The 23,509-nt window shown below is 30.5% G+C and carries 26 protein-coding genes; 16 read left to right on the plus strand and 10 right to left on the minus strand.

Annotated features, from left to right (window positions below):
- Positions 1–239 precede the first annotated feature (239 nt).
- Together ABD771_RS13780 and ABD771_RS13785 are read right to left on the minus strand one after the other, a co-directional pair.
- Complete coding sequence (locus ABD771_RS13780) at positions 240–761, minus strand: hypothetical protein (protein WP_345095594.1); 522 nt, start codon at positions 759–761, stop codon at positions 240–242.
- Between the two features lie 4 nt (positions 762–765).
- Entirely contained in the window at positions 766–1,278 is a 513-nt protein-coding gene (locus ABD771_RS13785; protein ID WP_345095596.1) for a hypothetical protein, read from the minus strand.
- A 480-nt stretch (positions 1,279–1,758) separates the two neighbouring features.
- Here ABD771_RS13785 and ABD771_RS13790 point away from each other — a divergent pair, with 480 nt between their 5' ends.
- Positions 1,759–3,126: a hypothetical protein gene (locus ABD771_RS13790; protein ID WP_345095598.1), complete on the plus strand. Its 1,368-nt coding sequence runs from the start codon at positions 1,759–1,761 to the stop codon at positions 3,124–3,126.
- A gap of 23 nt (positions 3,127–3,149) precedes the next feature.
- Here ABD771_RS13790 and ABD771_RS13795 read toward each other — a convergent pair whose 3' ends face one another.
- From ABD771_RS13795 to ABD771_RS13815, 5 genes are all read right to left on the minus strand, one after another.
- The gene (locus tag ABD771_RS13795; RefSeq protein WP_345095600.1) at positions 3,150–3,614 is read right to left on the minus strand and encodes a hypothetical protein; all 465 of its coding nucleotides are present in this window, start codon (positions 3,612–3,614) and stop codon (positions 3,150–3,152) included.
- A 239-nt stretch (positions 3,615–3,853) separates the two neighbouring features.
- Positions 3,854–4,045: a hypothetical protein gene (locus tag ABD771_RS13800; protein WP_345095602.1), complete on the minus strand. Its 192-nt coding sequence runs from the start codon at positions 4,043–4,045 to the stop codon at positions 3,854–3,856.
- 120 nt (positions 4,046–4,165) lie between these two features.
- Positions 4,166–4,558, minus strand: a complete 393-nt coding sequence (locus ABD771_RS13805) for a hypothetical protein (RefSeq protein ID WP_345095604.1) — start codon at positions 4,556–4,558, stop codon at positions 4,166–4,168.
- A gap of 315 nt (positions 4,559–4,873) precedes the next feature.
- A complete protein-coding gene (locus tag ABD771_RS13810; RefSeq protein ID WP_345095606.1) occupies positions 4,874–5,242 on the minus strand; it encodes a hypothetical protein in 369 nt (122 codons plus the stop codon).
- Positions 5,243–5,380: 138 nt separating this feature from the next.
- The gene (locus tag ABD771_RS13815) at positions 5,381–7,159 is read right to left on the minus strand and encodes an AMP-dependent synthetase/ligase (protein WP_345095608.1); all 1,779 of its coding nucleotides are present in this window, start codon (positions 7,157–7,159) and stop codon (positions 5,381–5,383) included.
- Positions 7,160–7,266: 107 nt separating this feature from the next.
- On the opposite strand from ABD771_RS13815, the gene ABD771_RS13820 reads away from it, so the two are divergent.
- From ABD771_RS13820 to ABD771_RS13890, 15 genes are all read left to right on the plus strand, one after another.
- Positions 7,267–9,195, plus strand: coding sequence for an LTA synthase family protein (locus tag ABD771_RS13820; protein WP_345095610.1), 1,929 nt, complete (start codon positions 7,267–7,269; stop codon positions 9,193–9,195).
- A gap of 1 nt (position 9,196) precedes the next feature.
- Complete coding sequence (locus tag ABD771_RS13825) at positions 9,197–9,784, plus strand: dual specificity protein phosphatase family protein (protein WP_345095612.1); 588 nt, start codon at positions 9,197–9,199, stop codon at positions 9,782–9,784.
- 339 nt (positions 9,785–10,123) lie between these two features.
- Positions 10,124–10,477 (plus strand): cupin domain-containing protein, encoded by a 354-nt coding sequence (locus ABD771_RS13830; protein WP_345095614.1) that lies wholly within the window; start codon positions 10,124–10,126, stop codon positions 10,475–10,477.
- Between the two features lie 60 nt (positions 10,478–10,537).
- The gene (locus ABD771_RS13835) at positions 10,538–11,098 is read left to right on the plus strand and encodes a helix-turn-helix domain-containing protein (protein ID WP_345095616.1); all 561 of its coding nucleotides are present in this window, start codon (positions 10,538–10,540) and stop codon (positions 11,096–11,098) included.
- Between the two features lie 3 nt (positions 11,099–11,101).
- Entirely contained in the window at positions 11,102–13,858 is a 2,757-nt protein-coding gene (locus ABD771_RS13840; protein WP_345095619.1) for a PAS domain-containing hybrid sensor histidine kinase/response regulator, read from the plus strand.
- Entirely contained in the window at positions 13,858–14,292 is a 435-nt protein-coding gene (locus ABD771_RS13845; protein WP_344816735.1) for a response regulator, read from the plus strand. The genes ABD771_RS13840 and ABD771_RS13845 overlap by 1 nt, the downstream gene beginning before the upstream one ends.
- Before the next feature lie 518 nt (positions 14,293–14,810).
- Positions 14,811–15,839, plus strand: coding sequence for a glycoside hydrolase family 130 protein (locus ABD771_RS13850; protein WP_345095622.1), 1,029 nt, complete (start codon positions 14,811–14,813; stop codon positions 15,837–15,839).
- Positions 15,836–18,220, plus strand: a complete 2,385-nt coding sequence (locus ABD771_RS13855) for a glycosyltransferase (RefSeq protein ID WP_345095626.1) — start codon at positions 15,836–15,838, stop codon at positions 18,218–18,220. Before ABD771_RS13850 ends, ABD771_RS13855 begins: the two co-directional genes overlap by 4 nt.
- 31 nt (positions 18,221–18,251) lie before the next feature.
- Positions 18,252–18,722: a Dps family protein gene (locus ABD771_RS13860; protein ID WP_345095628.1), complete on the plus strand. Its 471-nt coding sequence runs from the start codon at positions 18,252–18,254 to the stop codon at positions 18,720–18,722.
- Between the two features lie 19 nt (positions 18,723–18,741).
- Positions 18,742–19,215 carry a universal stress protein gene (locus ABD771_RS13865; protein ID WP_345095629.1) on the plus strand — a complete coding sequence of 158 codons (474 nt, stop codon included), beginning with the start codon at positions 18,742–18,744 and terminating at the stop codon, positions 19,213–19,215.
- A 113-nt stretch (positions 19,216–19,328) separates the two neighbouring features.
- The gene (locus tag ABD771_RS13870; RefSeq protein ID WP_345095630.1) at positions 19,329–19,484 is read left to right on the plus strand and encodes a lmo0937 family membrane protein; all 156 of its coding nucleotides are present in this window, start codon (positions 19,329–19,331) and stop codon (positions 19,482–19,484) included.
- A gap of 38 nt (positions 19,485–19,522) precedes the next feature.
- Positions 19,523–20,164, plus strand: coding sequence for a porin family protein (locus ABD771_RS13875; RefSeq protein ID WP_345095631.1), 642 nt, complete (start codon positions 19,523–19,525; stop codon positions 20,162–20,164).
- A gap of 11 nt (positions 20,165–20,175) precedes the next feature.
- Positions 20,176–20,514 carry a YtxH domain-containing protein gene (locus ABD771_RS13880; RefSeq protein WP_344816727.1) on the plus strand — a complete coding sequence of 113 codons (339 nt, stop codon included), beginning with the start codon at positions 20,176–20,178 and terminating at the stop codon, positions 20,512–20,514.
- A 67-nt stretch (positions 20,515–20,581) separates the two neighbouring features.
- Positions 20,582–21,040 carry a sll1863 family stress response protein gene (locus ABD771_RS13885; RefSeq protein ID WP_345095632.1) on the plus strand — a complete coding sequence of 153 codons (459 nt, stop codon included), beginning with the start codon at positions 20,582–20,584 and terminating at the stop codon, positions 21,038–21,040.
- Positions 21,041–21,045: 5 nt separating this feature from the next.
- A complete protein-coding gene (locus ABD771_RS13890) occupies positions 21,046–21,471 on the plus strand; it encodes a hypothetical protein (RefSeq protein WP_345095633.1) in 426 nt (141 codons plus the stop codon).
- A 143-nt stretch (positions 21,472–21,614) separates the two neighbouring features.
- On the opposite strand, the gene ABD771_RS13895 is transcribed toward ABD771_RS13890, so the two are convergent.
- From ABD771_RS13895 to ABD771_RS13905, 3 genes are all read right to left on the minus strand, one after another.
- Complete coding sequence (locus ABD771_RS13895; RefSeq protein WP_345095634.1) at positions 21,615–22,256, minus strand: hypothetical protein; 642 nt, start codon at positions 22,254–22,256, stop codon at positions 21,615–21,617.
- Between the two features lie 47 nt (positions 22,257–22,303).
- Positions 22,304–22,693 (minus strand): hypothetical protein, encoded by a 390-nt coding sequence (locus ABD771_RS13900; RefSeq protein WP_345095636.1) that lies wholly within the window; start codon positions 22,691–22,693, stop codon positions 22,304–22,306.
- A 178-nt stretch (positions 22,694–22,871) separates the two neighbouring features.
- Positions 22,872–23,354, minus strand: coding sequence for a hypothetical protein (locus tag ABD771_RS13905; RefSeq protein ID WP_345095640.1), 483 nt, complete (start codon positions 23,352–23,354; stop codon positions 22,872–22,874).
- Positions 23,355–23,509: the final 155 nt, after the last annotated feature.

A 23,509-nucleotide genomic window follows, 5' to 3' on the forward strand; every position in this document is an offset into this window, starting at 1 on the left:
AAACCAAAATAAATCAAAAATTAACTTAGCTTAAATCGAAGTAATATAAGTTGTGTGTTTTGATTTTAAAATGAAAAAAGAGTTTTTTCACAGCCTGACGTTCCGCCGCTTGGCGAGGTTGCGAATTTCGTAACCGTTTATTTTCCAATAAGATAAAATTTCTTGCAGAACGCAAACGTGAATTTACCACTAAATTCGCAATCTTGCCAAACGGCTGTTGTGAGTTCGTTGTTCTTTGATTATGTGGAAATTTTCAATTCGTTTGATTCGATATCACCATATTTATTTGTGTTAATTATGAAACTTACATAATTAACATTTTTATTTTTTATTTCATTTAAGATGATTTTATCTTTTAAAATATATTTTCCGCAAAAATTATGTTTAAAATTCATTTTTTCATTTTGAACATAGAACCTGCCAGTTTTTCCATAAATACCTTCACCAAGTGTTGGATTTGATGGAACATTACCTTTAATGTTTTCAGGTATTTTGAAATAAATATAATTAATAGACATTTCGTCACTATTAGTACAATTTATTTCGAAATTGAAAACAATTTTTTCTACTAAACCCTCTCCTGATAATTGTTTTGCATCGATTTTTAAGAAAACTTTAAATTCTTGAGTTAAATAATTTCTCCAATTAAAACGATGAGTAAATAAAAATCCAATAGTTGAGATAAAAATTCCAGAAATAATACCCAAAATTATTTTTAAAGTCCCCCAACTACCTTCGTTATCATTAATATATTCAATCATTTAATTAGTCCTTAATTTTTATTGTTTTTATAGCCCATCTAACCAAAATAAAAACAAACCTGATTGGATATAATAATACAAAAAATATAATTGATAAAATCCCTACTTTATCGGTTATTTCGTATCCTTCTAAAATTTTTAAAGAAGTTTTATTTAATTCATTAGTTATTACTTTTTCCTCTTTTTTTAGTTTTTCTAATTTTATTTTTTCATTTAAATTATATTTTATACCAAATCTCTTTATAAAAGCATCTTTCATAGCTAAAATATCTTCTTTGGAACTGCCAGATTCAAACATTTTTTTAGCATTTTCATTTAACTTTTTTAATTTATCAGCATTTAACAAAGGTTTCCTTAAAGTGTGTAACCGAACAATTTCTTGGTTATAGCTAATTACCTCATTTTTATAATAACTATTTTGAATTTCAATAAACGCCCAAAATATTAATATTATGATAATTCCGATAAAAAAATACAATATTTCTTTAGCAATAGTCTTTTTGGTTCTTAAGTTCATATTTTGTCTATTTATTGGTTTTTTCACAATGACTCACAACTAGTGTATAAGCCTGACGTTATCATCCTAATACACCCAAATTAGGTATGATTAGCGCTACTCGTTCTAGTTTTATTCTGCTAATGTAATAAATTTTCCGTTATAGAAACCCCGTACTTCTACCTAATTTTAATAAGGGTAAAACGTCACTGTTATACTATTCTTTTACTTTTTTGAATTTTGTTTTGGCTTTGTTTGGCGCTTGTTCGATAAAGGCTTCTTTTTTGCGAAACGCTTTGGTACGATCTACGAACCACTAAGAACAAAAAAAACTATAAAATGGGTAGCAACCATTCAAAAGTGTTTATTCTATCTCAAAGCTTGTTAAAAGCATTCAAATCACTTCACATCGACCAAATTTTTCTGAGATGAAGAGTGTTTCATTTTTTCAATTAGTGATTATTTTCGTATCATTGTGGTAAGCGATTTATTCTACAAAGTATGAGTTTTATTCATTGTTATCAATATCTAAAGAAGTTACATCCTCAGTCATTTTCGCATTTGGATTCGGAAACGATTGTCAAATATGAAAAGTTATTGAAGACTGAAGTTCGTATTGATAGCTCAAAATTCAATACTAATGACGTAGAGCGTTTTTTGGAAGCACTCAAAAATAACAGCGCTTTACTTCAGTTTTTGCCAACCAATGAAGAATTTTATTCGTTGCTTTTTGAACGGTTTAATTTCTTGAAAGACTATGGCGTTCCCAATTTTGATGGCTACAATTATAGTGCTTTAAAACAAGAAATTTCGGCTAATTTATCGAACGAGTTGAATCAATTTGTCATCACACGATTGGAGCAACAAGATTTTCTTGCTTTGAAAGTATTGCTAAAATACATAGAAATTCTTCCTGAGGAAGTTACCGATTTATTGACGCATCGATTAGAGTTCAAACTGGATGGCTACATTGGTGAAATGACTCGCAAAGGAAAGTTAAAACACGATGACGAATTTAAAAAAGTATCGGAATTAATTGCGCTTGTTCCTGCAGAGATTTTGGTTAAGAAAGAAGCTAAGGTAAAACAGTTGATGTATCAAGAAATGCTGGAGATAGCTAGTCATATTGACAAGCCAGGAATAGTGTTCTTCTTTGAAACCATGTTTAAAGGTTTGCATTATTTGTTCTATGTACCAACCGATGCCTACGAATTAAAGATTCGGAATAGAGTAATGGGCGATTTTAAATTCATGTCAGGGCTTCTAGGAATTGTGCTACTTGTTATAGCTTTTGGAATTATGTTTTTAAAGAAAGACAATCCTGGAAGAAAGAGTGATTCAGAACCAAAAGGTTTCTATGAAAGTTTTGTTCGACCTACTCAAAATGATGTGTTGCTTATGGGCAATTATTCCGATACTTTAAAAACAGGTTTTGATTTTGTGAGTTCAAGTTATGTGGCAGCAAAATCAAAAGAAACTGTTACTATAGAAAACAAAACCGATTATGATTTAATAGTTTTCTCCGATTTTGAAATTGTAAAAGAATATACAAACCTCTATAAGGATAATGATTTTAAAGGTCGTTATTTTTACATCAAAAGCAAGGATTCCTTAACAATGGATAGTGTTTTTTATTCGATGCATTTTTACTTTGGGCAGACGTTGTTTAGTACCCAAGCACCCAATCAAGCACCACCTAATTTACCACGATTTTTTCATGCTCATAAAAACACAGGAAATCTGGTTAGGAAAACATTTGAATTAAAGAATGCTAAAGTAACTTTTGAAGGTGATAGCAAAAGCATTGTACTTCGTTCGGATAAAGGAGTTTTTATGGATGGGGTTTTGGTTATGCGTTTAGAGTTATGAGTTATTTTTTAACATTTGGGATTTTACATAAACATCCTCCATGTATTTGTAAATTCTATTTGTAAAGGATATTCTGTTGAACTGACATAGATAAATTTATACTTTTTTAAATCATCTGCTGTAATGGTGATTTTTTCTTCACCAGTTGATTTGAAGAAAATTAGTTCTAAACTCTTCTGATTGGATATTGGTTGGATAGATCTCACACTTGTACTATTGACAGAGAAACGATCTTCTTTTAGAAATTTTCCGCCACTAACAATCTTGATGGAATCTTTAGATAGCATATAAAAAATTAGCAAAGATTTGTTTTCATTTTCGGCTTTGAATGCTTTTAGATAGTCTAAGTTTTTTTTACTTGCATCATAAAGCAAAAAGGGTTTATCTGTTTTATAAACATATTTTACGTTCTCCATATTTTTGGAAACGTTTTGACTGTATGTTTTTGATGCCGAGAAAAGGAGTAAAAATAATAGTAGGTTTTTCATTCGTATGATGTTTTTTATTCTTAATTCTATAATTCAAATCCAAATAATATTGTTGTCACTATTCTTGGACTCTAAAACCATAATTTACTATTTGGTTTTTATATGAAGACTAGTTGCTGCTAATCAATCTATTTATTTATTTATTTATTTATTTATTTCTAAATTTCTTATGGACTCAATGTCCAAATTAGTGCTTTTTCTTTAGTTGCACGATAGATGGTCTGGTGTTCTTCTTTTGTTTAATTAGAATATTGAAAAGTTATATTTTTATTGTTTTCAGTAGTCCAAACGTTTATAGTTCTTTTTTCTCCAACTTGTTTAGAATCAATAGTAAAAGTATCATGAACTGGAAATGGATCTTGTTGTTGCGCTTGATTATTACAAGCGGCCAAAAGAATACTAAGAAAAAGAAGAAGATATTTTTTATTCATAGCTTATTACACAATGTGAAAAACAAATATATAACTTTTGTAAGAGAAGTTTTGCCATAGGAAAATATATCAAAAAAAACCACGAGATACTACTCGTGGTTCTCTATTTTTTATCAAATTTTATTTCATTTTTCCGTTTACAATACCAATTACTGCACCAACAATAGCACCACAAAAAACAGTTAAAACTATATCAATAGCCATTGTTTGGTAATCAGGAGTTAATGTATTGCTATTGTGAAAAAAGTTGTTGAATAAGCTTAAAAACAGCGCAATTACAGCTCCAGCTTTGGCACCAGAAATAGCTGTTGAAATCGAAGCCCATTTGGAAAAAATATAAGAAATAAAAAATCCAAAAGTCATGCAACCTAAAAAGATGAAAGGCATGTTCATTTGGCTTTCGTCTTTAGGAGGAAAAACGCTTGCAAATAAAATGCCCCAAAGCAGCCAACCCAAAAGGAAGTCGACTATTCCGCCAACGATTCCTCCGATAATAAAGTTTTTTACATTCATAATTAAATAGTTTTATTGGTTAATAGAATAAAAATACTAAAAATTAAGAATTGTTTAATGTGGTATTGGTTTAATTATTAACCATTTAAGTATAGGAATTGTTTATAATTAAGGATTTTGTTTTCAAAAGCACTCAAAGTAATGAAGGCTTAACTTTGATTGTTTTGTGTGATTAGCGAGTGTGATTAGCATGTGTGATTCCTCCGTTGTCGGAATGACAAAACTAGTCTTTTTTGTCATTCCGTAGGAATCTCAATAGTTATCAACGTATTGTTATTCTTTATTGATTTATAGTAGCTATTTATGATTAAATATTTACAATTGTATTTCATAGAAGAAAACTTCGCCTGTTTTTTCATCAACAAAATACATTGAACCTTGAGTAATTCCTTTCTCTATATAAACTTTTTGACCAACTTTAGGTGCGAACCATTTTGGTGCATCGTATGGCATACTATAATTTCCAGTTGCTATTTGCAAATCATTTAGTTTTATAAAATCATCAATCCAATTAGTTGGAGCTTTGAAATGCAAAAAAGTAATGTATTCATAACTCCAATGCGATGATTTCCAGTATTGACCATTATAAATTTTGAAGTCGCTTGGAACTTTATGATTAGACCAAAGTTCAAATGATTCATCTGCCTCAGATGATTCTTTGCCACATGATAGGAAAGTCATCATTAAAAAGAGTTGAAAAAGACGTCTAATTTTCATATGTTTTATCAAAGGTTTCATACAATTTATGCTATAAAACAAATCATTCAATCCATCAAAGATACAATTAAATAAAAAAACACCTCGTAAAAGGTGTTTATCAATTTATTCCGTTCTATAAATTTTGTCGTAAAGGTCTTTGTATTTTTCTCTTACTACCTTACGTTTTAGTTTTAGAGTTGGTGTAAGTTCTCCACCATCGATACTCCAAATGTTGGGTGTTAATTCGAAACGTTTAATCATTTCCCAATTTCCAAATTTTTTATTGATTTCATTTACTTCTTCTTGAATTCTTGCTATTACTTTTGGGTTGGAAGCCATTTCTTCGTTTAGGTCACCAATGTCTTCGTGGTGGCGTTTTGCCCATTCTCTAAGAAAATCAAAACTTGGTTGTATGAAAGCTGCTGGCATTTTTTCGCCATCGCCAATCACCATGATTTGCTCTATAAACAACGATTGCTTCATAGCGTTTTCAATCAATTGTGGTGCAATGTATTTTCCACCAGAAGTCTTGAACATTTCTTTCTTTCTGTCGGTAATTTTCAAGAAACCTTGTGCGTCAATTTCACCAATATCTCCAGTATGAAAATAGCCGTTTATTATCACTTCATCGGTTAGTTGTTGGTCTTTGTAGTAACCCATCATTACGTTTGGTCCTTTGCAAAGGATTTCGCCATCTTCAGCAATTTTTACTTCTACATTATTAATGACTTTACCTACGCATCCTACTTTAAATCCGCCATTTCTCATGTCGTTTACAGAGATTACTGGAGAAGTTTCGGTCAATCCGTAACCTTCCATAACTGGCATTCCAGCTGCTGCAAAAACTCTAGTCAATCGTGGTTGTAAGGCTGCACTTCCAGAAACCATTACGGTTAGATTGCCACCCAATCCTTCTTGCCATTTACTAAAAATAAGTTTTCTTGCGATTTTAAGTTGGGTTTCATACCAAAATCCGTTGGCTCCATAAGGTTCGTATTTCAAACCTAAATCGATAGCCCAAAAGAACAATTTCTTTTTGATGCCGGTCAATTCGGCACCTTTAGCGTAGATTTTATCATACACTTTTTCAAGCAGTCTTGGTACAACCGAGAAAACAGTTGGTTTTACTTCTTTAATATTATCGGAAAGTTTTTCAATAGATTCTGCAAAATAAATCGCAACCGAATAGTATTGATAAATATATAAAATTACACGTTCAAAAATGTGACAAATAGGCAAGAAGCTCAATGCTCGACTGGTTCCTTCATCAAAAGGAATTCGTGGCGAACTGTCTAAAACATTGGAAACAATATTGTTGTGAGAAAGCATTACGCCTTTAGGTTTACCGGTAGTTCCAGAAGTGTAAATTATTGTTGCTAATTCTTCTGGTTTGACATTGTTTTTTCGGTCTTCCACCACATCTTGATTGGAAGTATCTTCACCTAATGTAAGCACTTCTTTCCAATTTTTACAGTCTTGAATTTCGTCAAAGGAATAGACTTCTTTTAGAAGTGGCACATTTTTTTTAATGGATAATAATTTTTGTAATACCACATCGTCAGAAACAAAACAATAAGTTGCTTCTGAATGGTTTAAAATGTATTCATAATCTTCGGCAGCGATGGTTGGATATATAGGAACGGTTTGTGCTCCAGTTTGAAGCGTTCCAATATCCATAATGTTCCATTCGGTTCTGTTGGCAGAAGAAATGATGGCTATTTTATCGTTTTTCTGAATTCCCATGCGCAATAAAGCACGTGAAATAGCATTCGATTTATCTATATATTCCTGCGTAGATGTTTTTACCCAAACACCATTGTATTTAGTGACAAGACAATCTGGAACATTGTTCTTTTCTAATTGATAATATGGGAAGTCAAACAGACGCGTAATTGGAATCATTGGAGTTAATTTTGATGCAAATTAATTAATAAATTACAGATTAACAATTTATTTTTAAATATCCTTTTTCAATTTAGTAGTTTTGCACAAAATTGTAGTATTGATAGATGAATAAATTTCCAAGACTTAACGAATATAAAGTGCTGTTTTACAGAATAGGTTTGGCCTATTTGTTTTATATGATGGCCCGAATTTTGTTCTATTTTTACAATCAAAATTTAATTAAAATAGATTCTTTTGTTGCCTTTATAAAATTGTGTTATCATGGTTTAGCATTCGATACTACTACGATTCTCTATGCTAATTCGCTGTTTATAATTTTATCGATTTTGCCCTTATTAATCAATACAAGAAAAGGATTTCAGAAGTTTTTATTTTACCTCTATTTTACGGTCAATCTGATTTTTTATACGGCCAATTTTATTGACTTTATTTATTACAAATATACCTTTAATAGAAGCACAAGAGCATCTTTAGATACGCTTCAAAATGAGAGTAATAAAGGTTCGTTGTTCTTGAATTTCTTGGTTGGTTATTGGCACGTTTTCTTATTATTTTTCTTAATGGCTTTCTTGTGGATTTATTTGTACAAAAAAGTGAAAGTAAAACACCACGAATCTAAACCTAATTTCAAGTATTTCTTGGCTTCAATTTTTAGTTTTTTATTGATTGCCACACTTTGTATTGGTGGAATAAGAGGTGATTTTAGAAAAAGTACACGACCAATTAATCTGCTTGATGCCAGTAGGTTTGTTACTGATGCTTCTCAAGCTGATTTTGTTTTAAACACACCTTTCGCAATTATCAGAACTTGGAATACCAATACGTTTAAGAAAGTAAATTTAGTAGACAAAACGACAATCGATTCGTTACTTGTTCCTATAAAATACTATAAAAACAATCCGAAAACGAAACCCAATGTGGTGATTTTGATTTTGGAAAGTTATGCTAAAGAATACATTAGCGCTTTCAACAAAGACATGAATATTCGCAACTATAAAGGATATTCTCCTTTTGTAGATTCCTTGGCACAGCATAGTATGATTTACACTAATGGTTATGCCAATGGTTATAAGTCAATTCACGGAATGTCGTCTGTAATTGCCGGAATTCCTTCCTTTAAAGATGCATTTACGTCTTCGCCTTATCCGAAGCAAAAGATTGAATCGTTAGTTTCTGTTTTGAAAAGTGAAGGATATGATACTTCGTTTTTTCATGGAGCGCCCAATGGTTCGATGGGTTTTTTAGGTTTCGGAAACATATTGGGCTATGATCATTATTATGGTAAAAACGAATACAACAACGATGCCGATTTTGATGGTGTTTGGGGTATTTGGGACGAACCCTTTATGCAGTATTTCAATAAAACGATTTCGAAGAAAGAGCAACCGTTTATGGCGACTTTGTTTTCGGTTTCGTCTCACGAGCCTTATATTGTTCCTGATAAATACCAAGGTAAATTTCCGAAAGGCGATAATCCTATTCATCAATGTATTGGATATACTGATTATGCTTTAAAGCAATTTTTTGATGCTGCTAAAAAAGAGAAATGGTATCAAAATACTATTTTTGTATTGGTTGCCGATCATGATAATTTGATTTATTATGATGACTATTTGAAAGATCAAAACTTTCATACGGTTCCGATTTTGTTTTTTAGTCCGAATAAGAAATATGTTGGCGTAAATAAAGATTGGGCACAACAGATTGACATTTATCCTACATTGCTTGATATGATGGGTTATGATAAACCCTTTAGAAGTTGGGGCAGAAGCTTGATAAGCGAGAAAAAAGTGCCACCATTTGTAATGCGTTATTCTTCTGATCATTATCAGATGATGAGTGGTAATTATATTTGTACCTTTGATGGTGAGAAAGCAGTTGGTTTCTACAAAAAGGAAGATAAAGATTTAAAAAACAATTTAATAGGTCAGCGCAATGCCGAAATGAATTTGTTAGAAAAACGTTGCAAAGCGTTCTTACAAGATTATATGGAACGCATTATTGATAAAAAACTGACATCAAAAGATAAATAAAATGAGTACAAAAAAGAAGATACTAATTGCTTTGATTGTAGTGGTTTTGGGTATTACAGGAAAGTATGTTTATGATAGACATATCAACCATAATTTCATGACTATTACGGAAGGTAAAGTCTATAAAAGTGGTGTTATTCCGCCAGATGAAATTGCAGATTATGTGAAGAAATATAAAATTAAGTCGATAGTTGATTTACGTTTTCCTGGAACTGGCGATGATGTAAATAACCCTGAAGTTCCAGCAGAATTGATAGCAGAGAAACAAGCAGTAGAGAAAATTCCTGGAGTAAATTACTTCAATAATGGTTCTGATCAAGTTCCAAAACAAGAGAATTTGGATTCTTTTTTTAAGATCATGGACAATCAAGATAATTATCCAGTTTTGATTCATTGCTATCACGGAATTGGTCGTGCGCAAATGTATTCGGCACTTTACAGAATTGAATACGAAGGTTTTTCTAATGAAGAGGCTAGAAGCAAAGCAGCTTTTCCGGTTATGTTCAGTTCTTTTGATGATGGAAAGCCCAAAGGCGAATATCTAAAAGCCTATAAGAGCCGAAAGGAAAAGGACATTGAGAAAAAATAAAGTAATAGCGATTCGTAAGAGTCGCTTTTTTTTATGTTAAATTCTTTACCAATTAAAATTATAAATGGAACATATCCTTTTATTTAGACTATCTTTATAATGAAATACTTTTATTGAGTATAACTCCTGCTTATAACCTCATAGAATCAGCTTAAATAATAACTGATTTTCTTCTCAATTACTTTAATACTTACTAGATATGCACGGGTAAAAGTGTGATTTATGTAAGTTATACAAGCCTAAATGTAAACTACAATTTAATAAGTTATTACAACTTTGTAGTATATGTTTTTTTAACAATTGTTTGATTAATAAATATAATATAAAAAAACAAAAAAAATGAAAAAAGTCAATGACAATGGTGAATTAGATAAATCCAAGATTCATATCATTGTTGAAATTATCGAATACATGTTAAACGCTGTGGTAAGCAGAACAATAATAAAAAAAACCACGGGTAATGTAACCGTTACTTCCTTTGATGCAGGAGAAGAATTGGACGAAAAGAGTTCAGCATTCGATACCTATATTCAAATAATTGATGGCGTTGCTGAAATTATCATTAGTGGTAAAAAATACAAACTAAAATTAGGCGAAGGGATTATAATTCCTGCACATTCAAAGCATCAATTTAATGCTAATGAACAGTTTAAAATGATTTCTACCGTTATCAAAAGCGGTTATGAAGAATAAAAATTTGTATTAGACTTGTCTTTTACATAATTTAACTAATACAATGCAAATAAGAACTATATGAAGCTCTATATCAAATACATGGTTAGCACTCGATGCAAAATGGTGGTTAAGGAAGAGTTGAGGAAAATGGGACTTCATTTTGTGTTGGTAGATTTGGGTGAAGTAGAAATTATGGAAGAGTTAAATGCTGAAAAATTATCAGAACTTAACAAAGGATTATCAGTCTATGGTTTAGAATTGATGGATGATAAAAAAGCGGTTTTAATAGAAAGAATTAAAAACGTAATTATTGAAATGGTTCATTACACTGACGAAGTTCCTAAAGTAAATTATTCAGATTACATTAGTGAAAAACTCAGCCATGATTATACTTACTTATCAAATATTTTTTCTGAAGTAAAAGGAATTACCATTCAACAGTTTATTATCAATCATAAAATAGAACGTGCTAAAGAATTGATTTTGTATGATGAATTAAATCTTACAGAAATATCGTATATATTGAATTATAGTAGTGTTGCACATTTATCTAATCAGTTTAAAAAAGTTACAGGATTATCACCATCACATTTCAAATTACTTAAAGACAAACGAAGATGTCCTATTGAAGAAATTTAAAGTATGAAAAATCAAGAAAATCAATATGCTCGTAGTTTAATAGAAGCAAGTTTAGATCCATTAGTGACCATAAATATTGATGGTAAAATTATGGATATGAATCAAGCTACAATAAACATTACAGGATTATCACGTGAGGAACTAACAGATTCTGATTTCTTCGATTATTTTACAGAACCTCAAAAAGCAAGAGAAGTTTATCAAGAAGTTTTCGCTAATGGTTCGGTAGCCGATTCGCCATTGACACTTCGCCACAAAAAGGGAAAACTTACCGATGTTTTATTTAATGGTTCGATTTATAAAGATGAAAACCAAAAAGTGCTCGGTGTTGTTATTGTTGCTAGAGATATTGCCGAACAAAAATGGGCTTTAGATTTAAAAAACGCCAATAAAGAACTTGCATTTCAAAATAAAGAAAAAGAAAAACGAGCAGCCGAATTAGTCATTGCTAACAAAGAACTAGCTTTTCAAAATGAAGAGAAAGAAAAACGAGCTAACGAACTAACTATAGCAAATAAAGAATTAGTGTTTCAAAATCAAGAAAAAGAAAATAGAGCAAGTGAATTAACTATTGCCAACAAAGAATTAGTTTTTCAAAATAAAGAAAAACAAAATCGCGCGGATGAATTACTAATTGCTAACAAAGAACTTGAATTTCAAACTCATGAAAAACGAAATCGTGCTAACGAATTAGTTATAGCCGGAAAAGAACTTAATTTTCAAAACCAAGAAAAAGAAAAAAGAGTAGTTGAGAGCAAAGAATTAGAAGCTTATAATTATTCTTTAAAATTGGCATCACAATATTCGTTAAGCTTAATTGAAGCAAGTCGTGATCCATTATTTACAATCAGTTTAGAAGGAAAAATTACCGACACCAATCAAGCTTCAGTTAGAGTTACTGATGTATCTAAAGAAGATTTAATAGGTTCCGATTTTATCAATTATTTTACCGAGCCAGAATTAGCCAAGAAAGGTTATGAAGAAGTTTTTGCAAAAGGTTTTGTGGTAGATTATCCTTTAGTTTTAATTGATGGAAAACTAACAAGCGTTTTATTTAATGGTTCTGTTTATAAAGATGCCGACGGCAATGTTATTGGAGCAGTTGTGGTTGCAAGAGATATTACTGAGCAAAAAAAAGCAGAAAAAGAACTAATTGAAGCCAAAGCATTAGCAGAGAATGCAACAGGAATTGCAGAAGAAGCTCTAATAAAAGCAGAAAATGCTACACGTGTTGCCGTAGATTCTGTTAAAGCTAAACAACAGTTTTTATCTAATATGAGTCATGAAATTAGAACTCCAATGAATGCCATAATTGGATTTACAAAAGTGGTTTTAAAAACAGATTTATCAGCCAAACAAAGAGAATATTTGCAAGCTATTAAAATTAGTGGTGACGCATTAATTGTTCTTATTAATGATATTTTAGATTTAGCAAAAGTCGATTCGGGTAAAATGACTTTTGAAAAAGTGCCTTTTAAATTGGAGGTTTCTTTATCGGCGATGATTCATTTATTTGATATCAAATGCCAAGAAAAGAATATTTTATTAATAAAAGAATATGACAAAAATATTCCAGAGGTTTTACTTGGCGATCCTGTTAGATTGCATCAAATAATTCTCAACTTGGTAAGTAATGCCGTTAAATTTACATCTGAAGGAAAAGTTGTTGTTAGCGTAAAATTGGTAGAAGAAAACAATGATAACGTAATTATTGAGTTTGCAGTTTCCGATACAGGAATTGGTATTCTCGATTCAAAACTTAGTACCATTTTTGAAAATTTTCAACAAGCTTCAAGCGGAACGTCAAGATTGTATGGAGGAACTGGATTAGGATTAGCTATAGTAAAACAATTAGTTGAAGGACAAAACGGAACCATAAAAGTGCAAAGTATTTTTAATGTAGGTTCTGTTTTTAGTTTTCAACTTTCTTTTCAAAAAACAAATTTGGATGCAGATTTATTAGTTGAAATTGAAGAAGTTACTGATGAAGTTCAAAATATTAATGTTTTAGTGGTCGAAGATATTGCTTTAAATCAACTACTAATGCGAACGCTTTTAGATGATTTTGGTTTTGGATGCGATATCGCTTCTAATGGTCAAATAGCTATTGATAAGATGTCAAAATCGCATTACGATATTATTCTAATGGATTTGCAAATGCCGGTAATGAACGGATTTGAAGCCACAAAATACATTAGAAATACTTTGAAATCAAACATTCCAATTATTGCTTTAACGGCTGATGTAACTACTGCCGATTTATCAAAATGTAACGCAGTTGGAATGAATGATTATATTGCTAAACCAGTCAATGAAAGATTGTTATACAGCAAAATAATAAAAATATTAGACAAAAAAAATAAAGAAACCAATGAAAAAGTAGTTCAAAGAATCAATCAAGCACGTTGCACCGATTTGAATTACTTAATGCAGCGAACAAAATCCAATCCGGCTTTAATGTCTGAAATGATTTTATTGTATTTAAATCAAACACCACCATTAGTTTCAACCATGAAACAAAGCTATATTGATAAAGATTGGAGCATGCTTTATGCCACTGTTCATAAACTAATTCCTTCTTTTTCTATTGTAGGAATTCATCAAGATTTTGAAATTATAGCTAAAAAAGTACAAGAATTTGCCAATCAACAACTAGATGAAGTCACGGTTTTAAAAATGGTTACTCAACTAGAAACTATCTGTTTACAAGCTTGTAAAGAATTGGAAGAAGAGCTAATTACCATAAAAAATTCAAAATAATGCTAGACGAAAAAAAAATAAAACTGTTCCTTGTAGATGATGATGCACTTTTTTTAAAGTCACTACAAATAGAATTCCTCGAGAGCGCCGACTTTGAAATATTTACATTTTCAACAGGTGAACTTTGCCTTGATAATTTAAATCTAAATCCAGATATCATAATTCTTGATTATCATCTAGACGGAATCAATAAAGGAGCCATGAATGGATTGGAGGTTTTGGATAAAATCAAGCTGGAAAATCAACAAGTTCCGGTCATTATGCTTTCATCACAAGATAAGATTGATGTAGCCATTAAATGTATTCATCACAAAGCAACAGATTATGTGGTGAAAAGCGAAACTGCTTTTTTGAGATTGAAACAAATTATTGTTAAAGTGTTACATACTCAAAAAATTGATAAGCAGTTACATTGGTACATGAGTAAAATGTAGAAATTAAACAAATTAAATGAAAAAGGCATCACTACAATAGTGGTGCTTTTTTTTGTTCTTATATTTCTGTTAATGTGTGAATTATGTAATTTATGGTTGTAACCTTATAACACTTTTATAGAATAAGTATCGCACCTTTGATATATCAAAAAGAAACAATTTAATCTATAACAATCATGGAAGCAAAAAACAACAAAAGTACCGAAGCACTAAAAATTTCAGGAGATTGGAGTCAACAAGCAGACGATTTGAAAGAGAAGTTTCCACAGCTTACAGATTCCGATTTAAAATTTTGAAAGAGGTAAAGAAGATGATTTGATTAAAAGAATGGAATTGCGTCTTCACAAAAAAAGGGAAGAAGTAATTAACATCATTAGAAAAGTACAACCTGTAACAACATAATTAGGCTTGATTATATGGGCAACGTAGAGTTTACGAGATACTACGAATACATGTAAGAGCCAATAAAAAGGTGTAGCGTTTATAATGTTGCACTTTTTTTATATAAAAAAAAAGTCATGATTGAAGTAAAAAAACACGGAATTGTTTTAAAAAAAACAGACTTAGCATTTGAAAATGACAGTGTTCTAAATCCTGCTATTATGCAAGAAGGAACTACAATACACATGTTGTATAGAGCGGTTAGAAAGGGCAATTATTCAACAGTTGGTTATTGCAAATTGGATGGACCATTAAAAGTTGTTGAGCGAAATAACACGCCATTACTGATTCCACTGACAGAGGATGCATCAAAAGGTGTTGAAGATCCTAGAATTGTAAAAATTGATGGTGTTTATTATATCACTTACACGGCTTACAACGGAATAAATGCGCTTGGAGCCTTAGTAACTTCAACCGATTTAAAAACGTTTGAAAGACAAGGAATTATAGTGCCAAAATACACTTTTGATGAATTCAAACGATTGGCAGAATGTAATAACTTGGTGAATGCCAAATATTTTAGACACGTTCGACATTTTGATCCCAACGAACAAATTTATTTATGGGACAAAGATGTTACTTTTTTTCCAAGACGTATTGATGGTAAATTGGCTTTTTTGCACCGTATACGACCAGGAATTCAATTAGTTAAGGTGAATGATTTGAAAGAATTAACTAAAGATTTTTGGGATCACTATTTTTTACATTTCAATACACATATTATCCTCGATCCAGTTGGTGTCAATCATGAGTCAGGATATATAGGAGCAGGTGCGCCACCAATTGAAACCGAACTAGGTTGGCTTCTAATTTATCACGGAGTTTATGATACTTCCGAAGGCTATATTTATTCAGCAGCTGCAGCCTTATTGGATATCAATGACCCAACAAAAGTTATTGCCAGATTGGTAGACCCATTGTTTATTCCTGAATTTGATTATGAATTGAACGGCGTTGTAAACAATGTTGTTTTTCCAACAGGTACAGCACTATTTGACGATGAATTATACATTTATTATGGTGCTGCAGACAAGTGCATTGCTTGTGCATCGGTTAGTTTGAAAGGATTATTAAAAGAATTATTACTAAATAAAATTAATTTATGAAAACTAACATTTTTCCTATATATAACAATAGTTTGATTGTTTATAAAGAATCATTAAATAATTTAAGTGGCATTAACTTATTTAAAATTCCAAAAGTTGAAAATATAAACTTAATTCCTTTCGACAAGAAAGAATTACCCGAAATTCTATTCATCACCACCTATCCACCAAGAGAATGTGGTATAGCAACTTACACGCAAGATTTAAGAAATGCTATTCAAGAAAAATTTGGACATAGTTTTTCTTTAAAAGTTTGTGCATTAAATGCAACAGAATCTGATATTAACTATAATGATGAGGTAAAATATAGTATTCAAACGGATGACCAAGAACAATTTATTCAATTAGCTAATCGCATCAATGCGGATAAAAATATAGCAATGATTTTCTTGCAACATGAATTTGGCTTGTTTGGAGGTGAAAATGGAAACTATTTACTTAAGTTAATGGCAAATTTAAAAAGACCAATAACAACTACCTTTCATACGGTTTTACCTAATCCAAATTCAAAACTTAAAAAAATAGTTCGCAAGATTATTGATTGTTCTGACTCGGTTATTGTAATGACTAAAATTTCTGCGGCATTATTGAAAAGCGATTATGGAATTGCAAGTCAAAAAATTACTGTAATTGCTCACGGAACCCATTTGGTCAACTCAGGTGAAGTTTCTGAAAATAAGACAAAAATTCACTTAGCCGACAGAATTGTGCTTTCCACCTTTGGTTTATTGAGTGAAGGAAAAAGTATAGAAACTGCAATTGAAGCTTTACCAAAAATCATTGAAAGATTTCCTAATGTTATCTATTTAGTAATTGGAAAAACACATCCAGAAGTTCTTAAACGTGACGGTGAAAAATATAGAAATTCGCTTTACGAAAAAGTATTTGAATTGGGATTGCAAAATAATGTTCGTTTCATAAACCGATATTTATCACTCCAAGAATTAATGGATTATTTGCAACGAACAAAGATTTATCTTTTCACTTCAAAAGATCCCAATCAAGCTGTGAGCGGAACTTTAGCTTACGCTTTGGCTTGCGGTTGTCCAGTCATTTCAACACCAATTCCGCATGCTAAAGAATTATTAGATGGTTCCGGAATTAACTTTGATTTTCAAAATTCAAAGCAATTAGCAGAAGCAACCATTAAATTGCTTTTTGATCCTAAATTGTTGAAAGAAATGCGACTTAATGCGTTGCATACCATAAGTTCAACTTCATGGCAAAATGCTGCTATTGCTCATATTGAATTAACAAAAAGTAGTTTAGCAAAACATAAAGTGGAATTGAAATATGAATTACCTAAAATATCATTAGATCATATAAAAAGATTGACTACAAACGATGGAATGATTCAGTTTTCACAAATATCAGTACCCGATTTAGATTCAGGTTATACTTTAGACGACAATGCTCGTGCTTTAATTTCTGTATCAAAACATTATGAACTGACTGGTGATGTTGATGATTTAGAGTTAATTACAACCTATCTTGATTTCATTGTTTTTTGTCAGCAAGAAGATGGAAGTTTTTTAAATTATGTCGATAGAGAAGGAAATTTCTTCCTGAAAAACCAAAATGAAAATCTTGAAGATTCTAATGGAAGAGCTATATGGGCTTTGGGAGAGTTTAGTTCTTATAAGAGCTTATTTAGTGAAAAGTTGATTAATATTGCTATCACGACCTTAGGGAAATCTTTGAGAAATATTGCTACTTTTCATTCTCCTAGAGCCATTGCCTTTACTATAAAAGGTCTTTATTTTTATAATTTAGGTAATGATAATGAAATTATTAAAGTTATAATTACTCAGCTAGCAGATAATTTAGTTTCTAAATTCAGAGGTGTTTCTGATAAAAATTGGAAATGGTTTGAGAATTATTTAACCTATGCCAATAGTCTTTTACCCGAAGCGATGTTATATGCTTCTATGAGTTCGGGTAGTTTACTGTATAGAAAAATTGCTAAGACTTCTTTTGACTTTTTATTATCAATCATTTTTAGAGATAATCAAATTAAGGTAATATCCAACCAAGGTTGGCATCATAGAGATAAAAGAGCTAATGATTTTGGCGAGCAACCAATTGATGTTACCTATACTATATTGGCATTAAATACTTTTTATAATTCATTTAATGAAGCAAGATATTTAGAAAAAATTGAAACCGCATTTAATTGGTTTTTGGGAAAAAATCATTTGCATCAAATAGTTTATAATCCTTCTACAGGTGGATGTTATGATGGATTGGAAGAGCATCATGTGAATTTAAATCAAGGAGCAGAATCAACAGTAAGTTACTTATTGGCTCGATTGGTTTTTGAAGAAATTCAAAATTCAAAAGTTGAAGTGCAATTGTATGATGAGGTATTTCAAACTTCTTAATTATAAATTTTAATTTTTAACAAATATAAAAATGAAAGCACATATCGGAATTACAGAAAAAAATGGTCAATCGGTTGTTGATGAATTGTCAAAAATTTTAGCCGACGAGTTTGTACTTTATACTAAAACAAGAAAAGCGCATTGGAATTTAGAAGGTCCAGATTTCTTTGAAAAACACACCTTTCTCGAATTACAATACAGACAATTAGAAGGATTTATTGATGAAGTTGCTGAGCGTATTCGCAAATTAGGTTTTTATACACCAGCAAGTTTAGCTGACTTTTTGAGTTTAACACAGCTTACAGAAGTTGCTAGTGAGAAAAACGATAGTAAAGGTTTTATAAAAGAGTTACTGGTAGATCATGAAAGTGTGATTATAAACTTGAGAGAGAATATTTCCAAATTTGATAAAGAATTTCACGATGCTGGATCAACCGATTTTATAACAGGATTGATGGAAGAGCATGAAAAAATGGCTTGGATTTTACGTTCTCACTTATAAAAAGATAAAAATGGACACAATGAAAAAAGTATTATTGGCATTGGATTATAATCCAACAGCAACAAAAATAGCAGAAATTGGTTTTTCGTTTGCAAAAGCCATGCATGCTGAGGTTACTTTGCTACACGTAGTTGAAAATGAAGTGTATTATACCTCTTTTTTGACCTCTCCTTTTACAGGAATTGGCGATTTTGATAGTGCCACTTTCTATCAATATATGAATGCTGATGGTATGAGTGATGCAGCAAGTTATTATTTAGATAAAATCAAAAAACATCTAGGTGATTCAAAAATTAAAACCTTAGTTGAAAATGGTGAGTTTGCAGAAGTAATTCTTAAAACTGCAAAGCATTTAAAAGTAGATTTGATTGTTATGGGTTCACACAGTCAAAAATGGTTAGAGCAAGTCCTTATTGGAAGTACTACAGAAACTGTCTTGAATCAAACTTCAATTCCGTTACTTATTATTCCAACAAAATATAAACATAATTAATGTGGTAAATGTGTAAAATGAATAGTTGATAATGTAACACAAAAGCTTTATCACCATAGTACCTTTGAAGTATAATAATGGAGTTAAATAGTAACTAAAAACAAACAAACATCATGAACAATTTACTATATCTAATAGCGGTGATTTTAATTATTTCTTGGGCTTTAGGATTTTTTGTTTACAATACAGGAAGTCTAATACATATTTTATTAGTAATAGCAATTGTAGCTATTCTACTTAGAATAATTAGCGGCAGAAAGGTTTTATAATATAATGAATAATACGCATATAACTTAAATAAAAAAAAATGAAAAACGCAATCATAATGATCGCATTTGTTGCTTTTGCAACGACAAGTTTGAAAGCACAAACAACTACTACAACTGACAATCGCGCCAAATTGACTTTAGGTGTAAAAGCAGGTACTAACTACTCCAATGTATATGATTCAGAGGGAGAAGATTTTGTAGCAGATGGAAAATTCGGATTAGCAGCAGGAGCATTTGTAGTAGTTCCTTTAGGAAAAATATTTGGCATTCAACCAGAGGTTTTGTATTCTCAAAAAGGATTCAAATCTACAGGTACTTTTTTAGGAACCAATTATGAAATGACAAGAACAACAGATTTTATTGATGTGCCAATTTTAATTTCTATTAAACCAGTTGAATATGTTTCTTTATTGTTCGGTCCTCAATTTTCTTTCTTAATGAAACAAACTGATGATTTTACTGGTGGTTCTTTATCTACATCACAACAAGATGAATTTGATAACAGTAATTTACGTAAAAACATTTTTGGTTTAACTGGTGGTGTCGATTTTAATATTGACCATTTAGTTATCGGATTAAGAGGAGGATGGGATGTTAAGAATAATGATGGTGATGGAAATTCTACAACGCCACGTTACAAAAACATGTGGTATCAAGCAACAATAGGATATAAATTTTAAATAAAATAAAAATGGACAATTCAAATAACACAGGAAAAATAGTTGGTTCTTTAGTAGTTGGAGCATTAGTTGGAGTAACTCTTGGAGTTTTATTTGCTCCACATAAAGGAACAAGAACAAGAAGTATGATTGCTGGTGGAGCAGAAGATATGGCTAAAGATTTCAAGAAAAAAATGAGTCGTGAAGCCAAAGATTTCAAAAAAATGGTTTCTAAAGATGCTAAAATGTTGAAAGACAAAGCAGCCGAATTAGAAGGTATGGTGGAAGGAAAATTCGAAAGTGTTTCTTCAAGTTTGAAAGAAAAAGCCAATGCTCTTTTGCAAATGAATTCGGATCACGTTACTAAATAATATTTTTGCTTTGGCCTTTAGAGTTGGTTAGTATAAAGGCCATTGCAAAATTTTAAAATCTCAAAAAATGAAAAAACATATATTAAAATTAGTGGTTTTAATGAGTTTTATGGGCTTGCTTTTAGTAAGTTGTAATAATTCTCCAAAAGCTAAAGAAGGCGAACTAGAAAACGCACAAGAAGATGTTGTAGATGCAGAAGCTGCTTTGCAACAATCTAAATTAGATTCTGTTAGCGATTATAATACTTTCAAATCTAGTATCGAATTGAAACTTGATGAAAATCAACGACAAATTGATGATATGAAAGCGACTATCAATGCTTCAAAAGATTCTAACAAGGCAATGTATACAGAACAGTTAGCCAAATTAGAAGAGAAAAATGAAGAACTGAAAGCTAAACTTCAAGACTATGATCAACAAGGAACTTCAGAAAAATGGGAATTGTTTAAAGTAGAATTTAACAACGATATGGATGATTTAGGTAAATCTATTTCAAATATGGCGGCGCGTAACATGAAAAAATAACCATCATGAAAACAATAAAATTTTCAATAAGTATTAAACAAGTAATTTTGATTCTTTCGATTTTGTTTTTAGTATTAAGTGTTTCATGTGCTAAGAAAACCGTTTTTAATAATTCACCTATAACTCCTGCTGCAAGAGGCGAAGTTTCGGTAAAAAAAGATAAAAACAACAATTATAATATTGAATTACAAATTTCGTATTTGGCAGAACCAGAACGATTGAATCCACCAAGAATGACGTATGTTGTTTGGATGTTGACTGAAGATGATAATCCTATTAATCTGGGACAAATTATTAGCACATCAAAACTTCATGTAAAATTTGAAACGGTTTCATCCTCTAAACCGAAACTGATTTTTGTAACAGCAGAAGATGACCCAAGTGTTCTTTATCCCGGAAACCTGAGGGTTTTGGAAACCGATAAGTTTTAAAAGTTTTTAGTTTTACTTTTTGTATTGTTGGTTAGTTTAGGAAAACTGCTTTAGGGCAGTTTTTTTTTATTTTTTTTAATCCAAAGTCATGATTTTACCACAAAATTCGGAATCTTGCTAAACTTCTGTTAGGGTTTCTTTTTTTATTTTCCACCAATAAAGACTTTACCTTTAGGTACATAATACAGATAATCTTTTCCATATTCATCTTCTGTCTTTACTTTAGTATAATTTTTATTTTGTAATTTTTTCAATAGTTTTTTGCAATAATTGTAATCTTCTTCACTATAATAATAGCTTTCTGGAGACAGTAATTCTTGTTCACTATATATATCATCATCTAGATGAGTTTTCCACTTAAAATCAGAACTTATTATTTTTTTAAAATTTGACAAGCTATTATCCTTATCCGCAATACGAAAGAAATTTTTATAATATTCGATTTTTTCTTTTCCAATTGCACAAATAACTTGTGATTTTGAAATTCGAGGCTCAAATAAATAAATTTTTAAAAAATATGGTTGATTCAATTTATCAAGTTCAATTTTCCAATTATTATATATTTCTTGTAAACCTAATATAATTTGTTTTCTAGTTTCTTTTTTTGGTTCTGGAATATTACTATCATTAACTGAAATGTTAAAATAAGGATTCAATGAAACATAAGTATAACAATATTTGTTTGCCAAAAAGTCACTAATATTTATAGTTCTATTTTGTTCAATCCAATTTTGAATTTTTTTCTGAATTTTTTTGTGACCTCTTATTTTTTTAATTCTATTCATTTTTTTGTTCAGACAGAATGACGCCAAACGGCTGTTATTAGCTACCTTTATTTTACTAGGCGGTTAATTTTTTCCATTATTAAATATCTAACTTTTTTTATTGGATTGAAATTTACTTCGTAAGCAACTTCAACAATCCTATTTTTCGGTTTATATATTTTTCCCTTTTCGTCTTCCAAAAATGGATAACAATATACAATAGGATTTGTATTTGGAGAATTGAATGGAATTTCAAAACGCATTTTTGCAATTGTAATAAAAGACATTTCAAAGCCACAACTTTTCAGTTCTGCTTGGATTATATTTTTCAACTTTTCCAAGTCGGCAATTAGCGGTTGTATATTAACTTCTGTTGGAGTTACCTTCTTATTCAAAATGTCTATTTCAATTTCTGAAACATTTTTTTTTCTAGCAATATAATTTATCCAATCAGCCATATATCCCTCGCTACCGCGCGAATCCTTTCGCGTGTCATATATTGTAAATAAAGTATTTTTTTCTAAAATATTTTAATATGGTTTTTATTTCTCAATACTGCTTTAGCTTATTTAGTTAACACGAGAAGGGATTCGCACGGTAGCGTGGTTTTAAAAGCATCTCGTGGCTATGACCGGATTAAAACTTTTCAACGCCATCATTATCGTAAAGTTCCATTAAATAAGAAAATGCATTTTGTAATCTCAAAATCAAATTATTCTGTTCAATAGAACCCCACAATTCAATAAAAGTATAATCACCAATTTGACCACAAGATTTGTCTTCACTTTGATACCAAATTATTTCTTCACTATTTTTTGTTTCAAAGTATAAAAGATGATTCGTTGCCTCCGCAAATCTAATATGTTTAATTTTTTTAATTGGAATTTGTACAATATCGCATTTATCCGAACATATGCCCGGTGACTGAACCAAATAAAGAATTGGTTCACCTTTTACATAAACAATTTCTTGAAATAAGAAATTTTGATCTACCCCTTTGTCCCTTAATTTATTATTTATCCATGAAATTGTTTCTCGCATTTCTTTTTCTCTATCTTGTTTTTGTGAAAAACAAATAAATTGAGTAAGTAATATTAATGTAACTAAAATGTGTTTCATTTCTGCTGCCTATTTCAAATTGAACTTAAATAATTAATTGTACATCTTCAAACTAAATTTGACTTTTCCAATGAGAGTATTTAGTTAATAATTCAAATATAAATGTTTTTTTTGATTTTTGTTAATTTTAATTTTTGGTACTCATTTCTAAAGTT

It is taken from the genome of Flavobacterium chungnamense (assembly GCF_039539165.1).
Taxonomy (GTDB): Bacteria; Bacteroidota; Bacteroidia; order Flavobacteriales; family Flavobacteriaceae; genus Flavobacterium; species Flavobacterium chungnamense.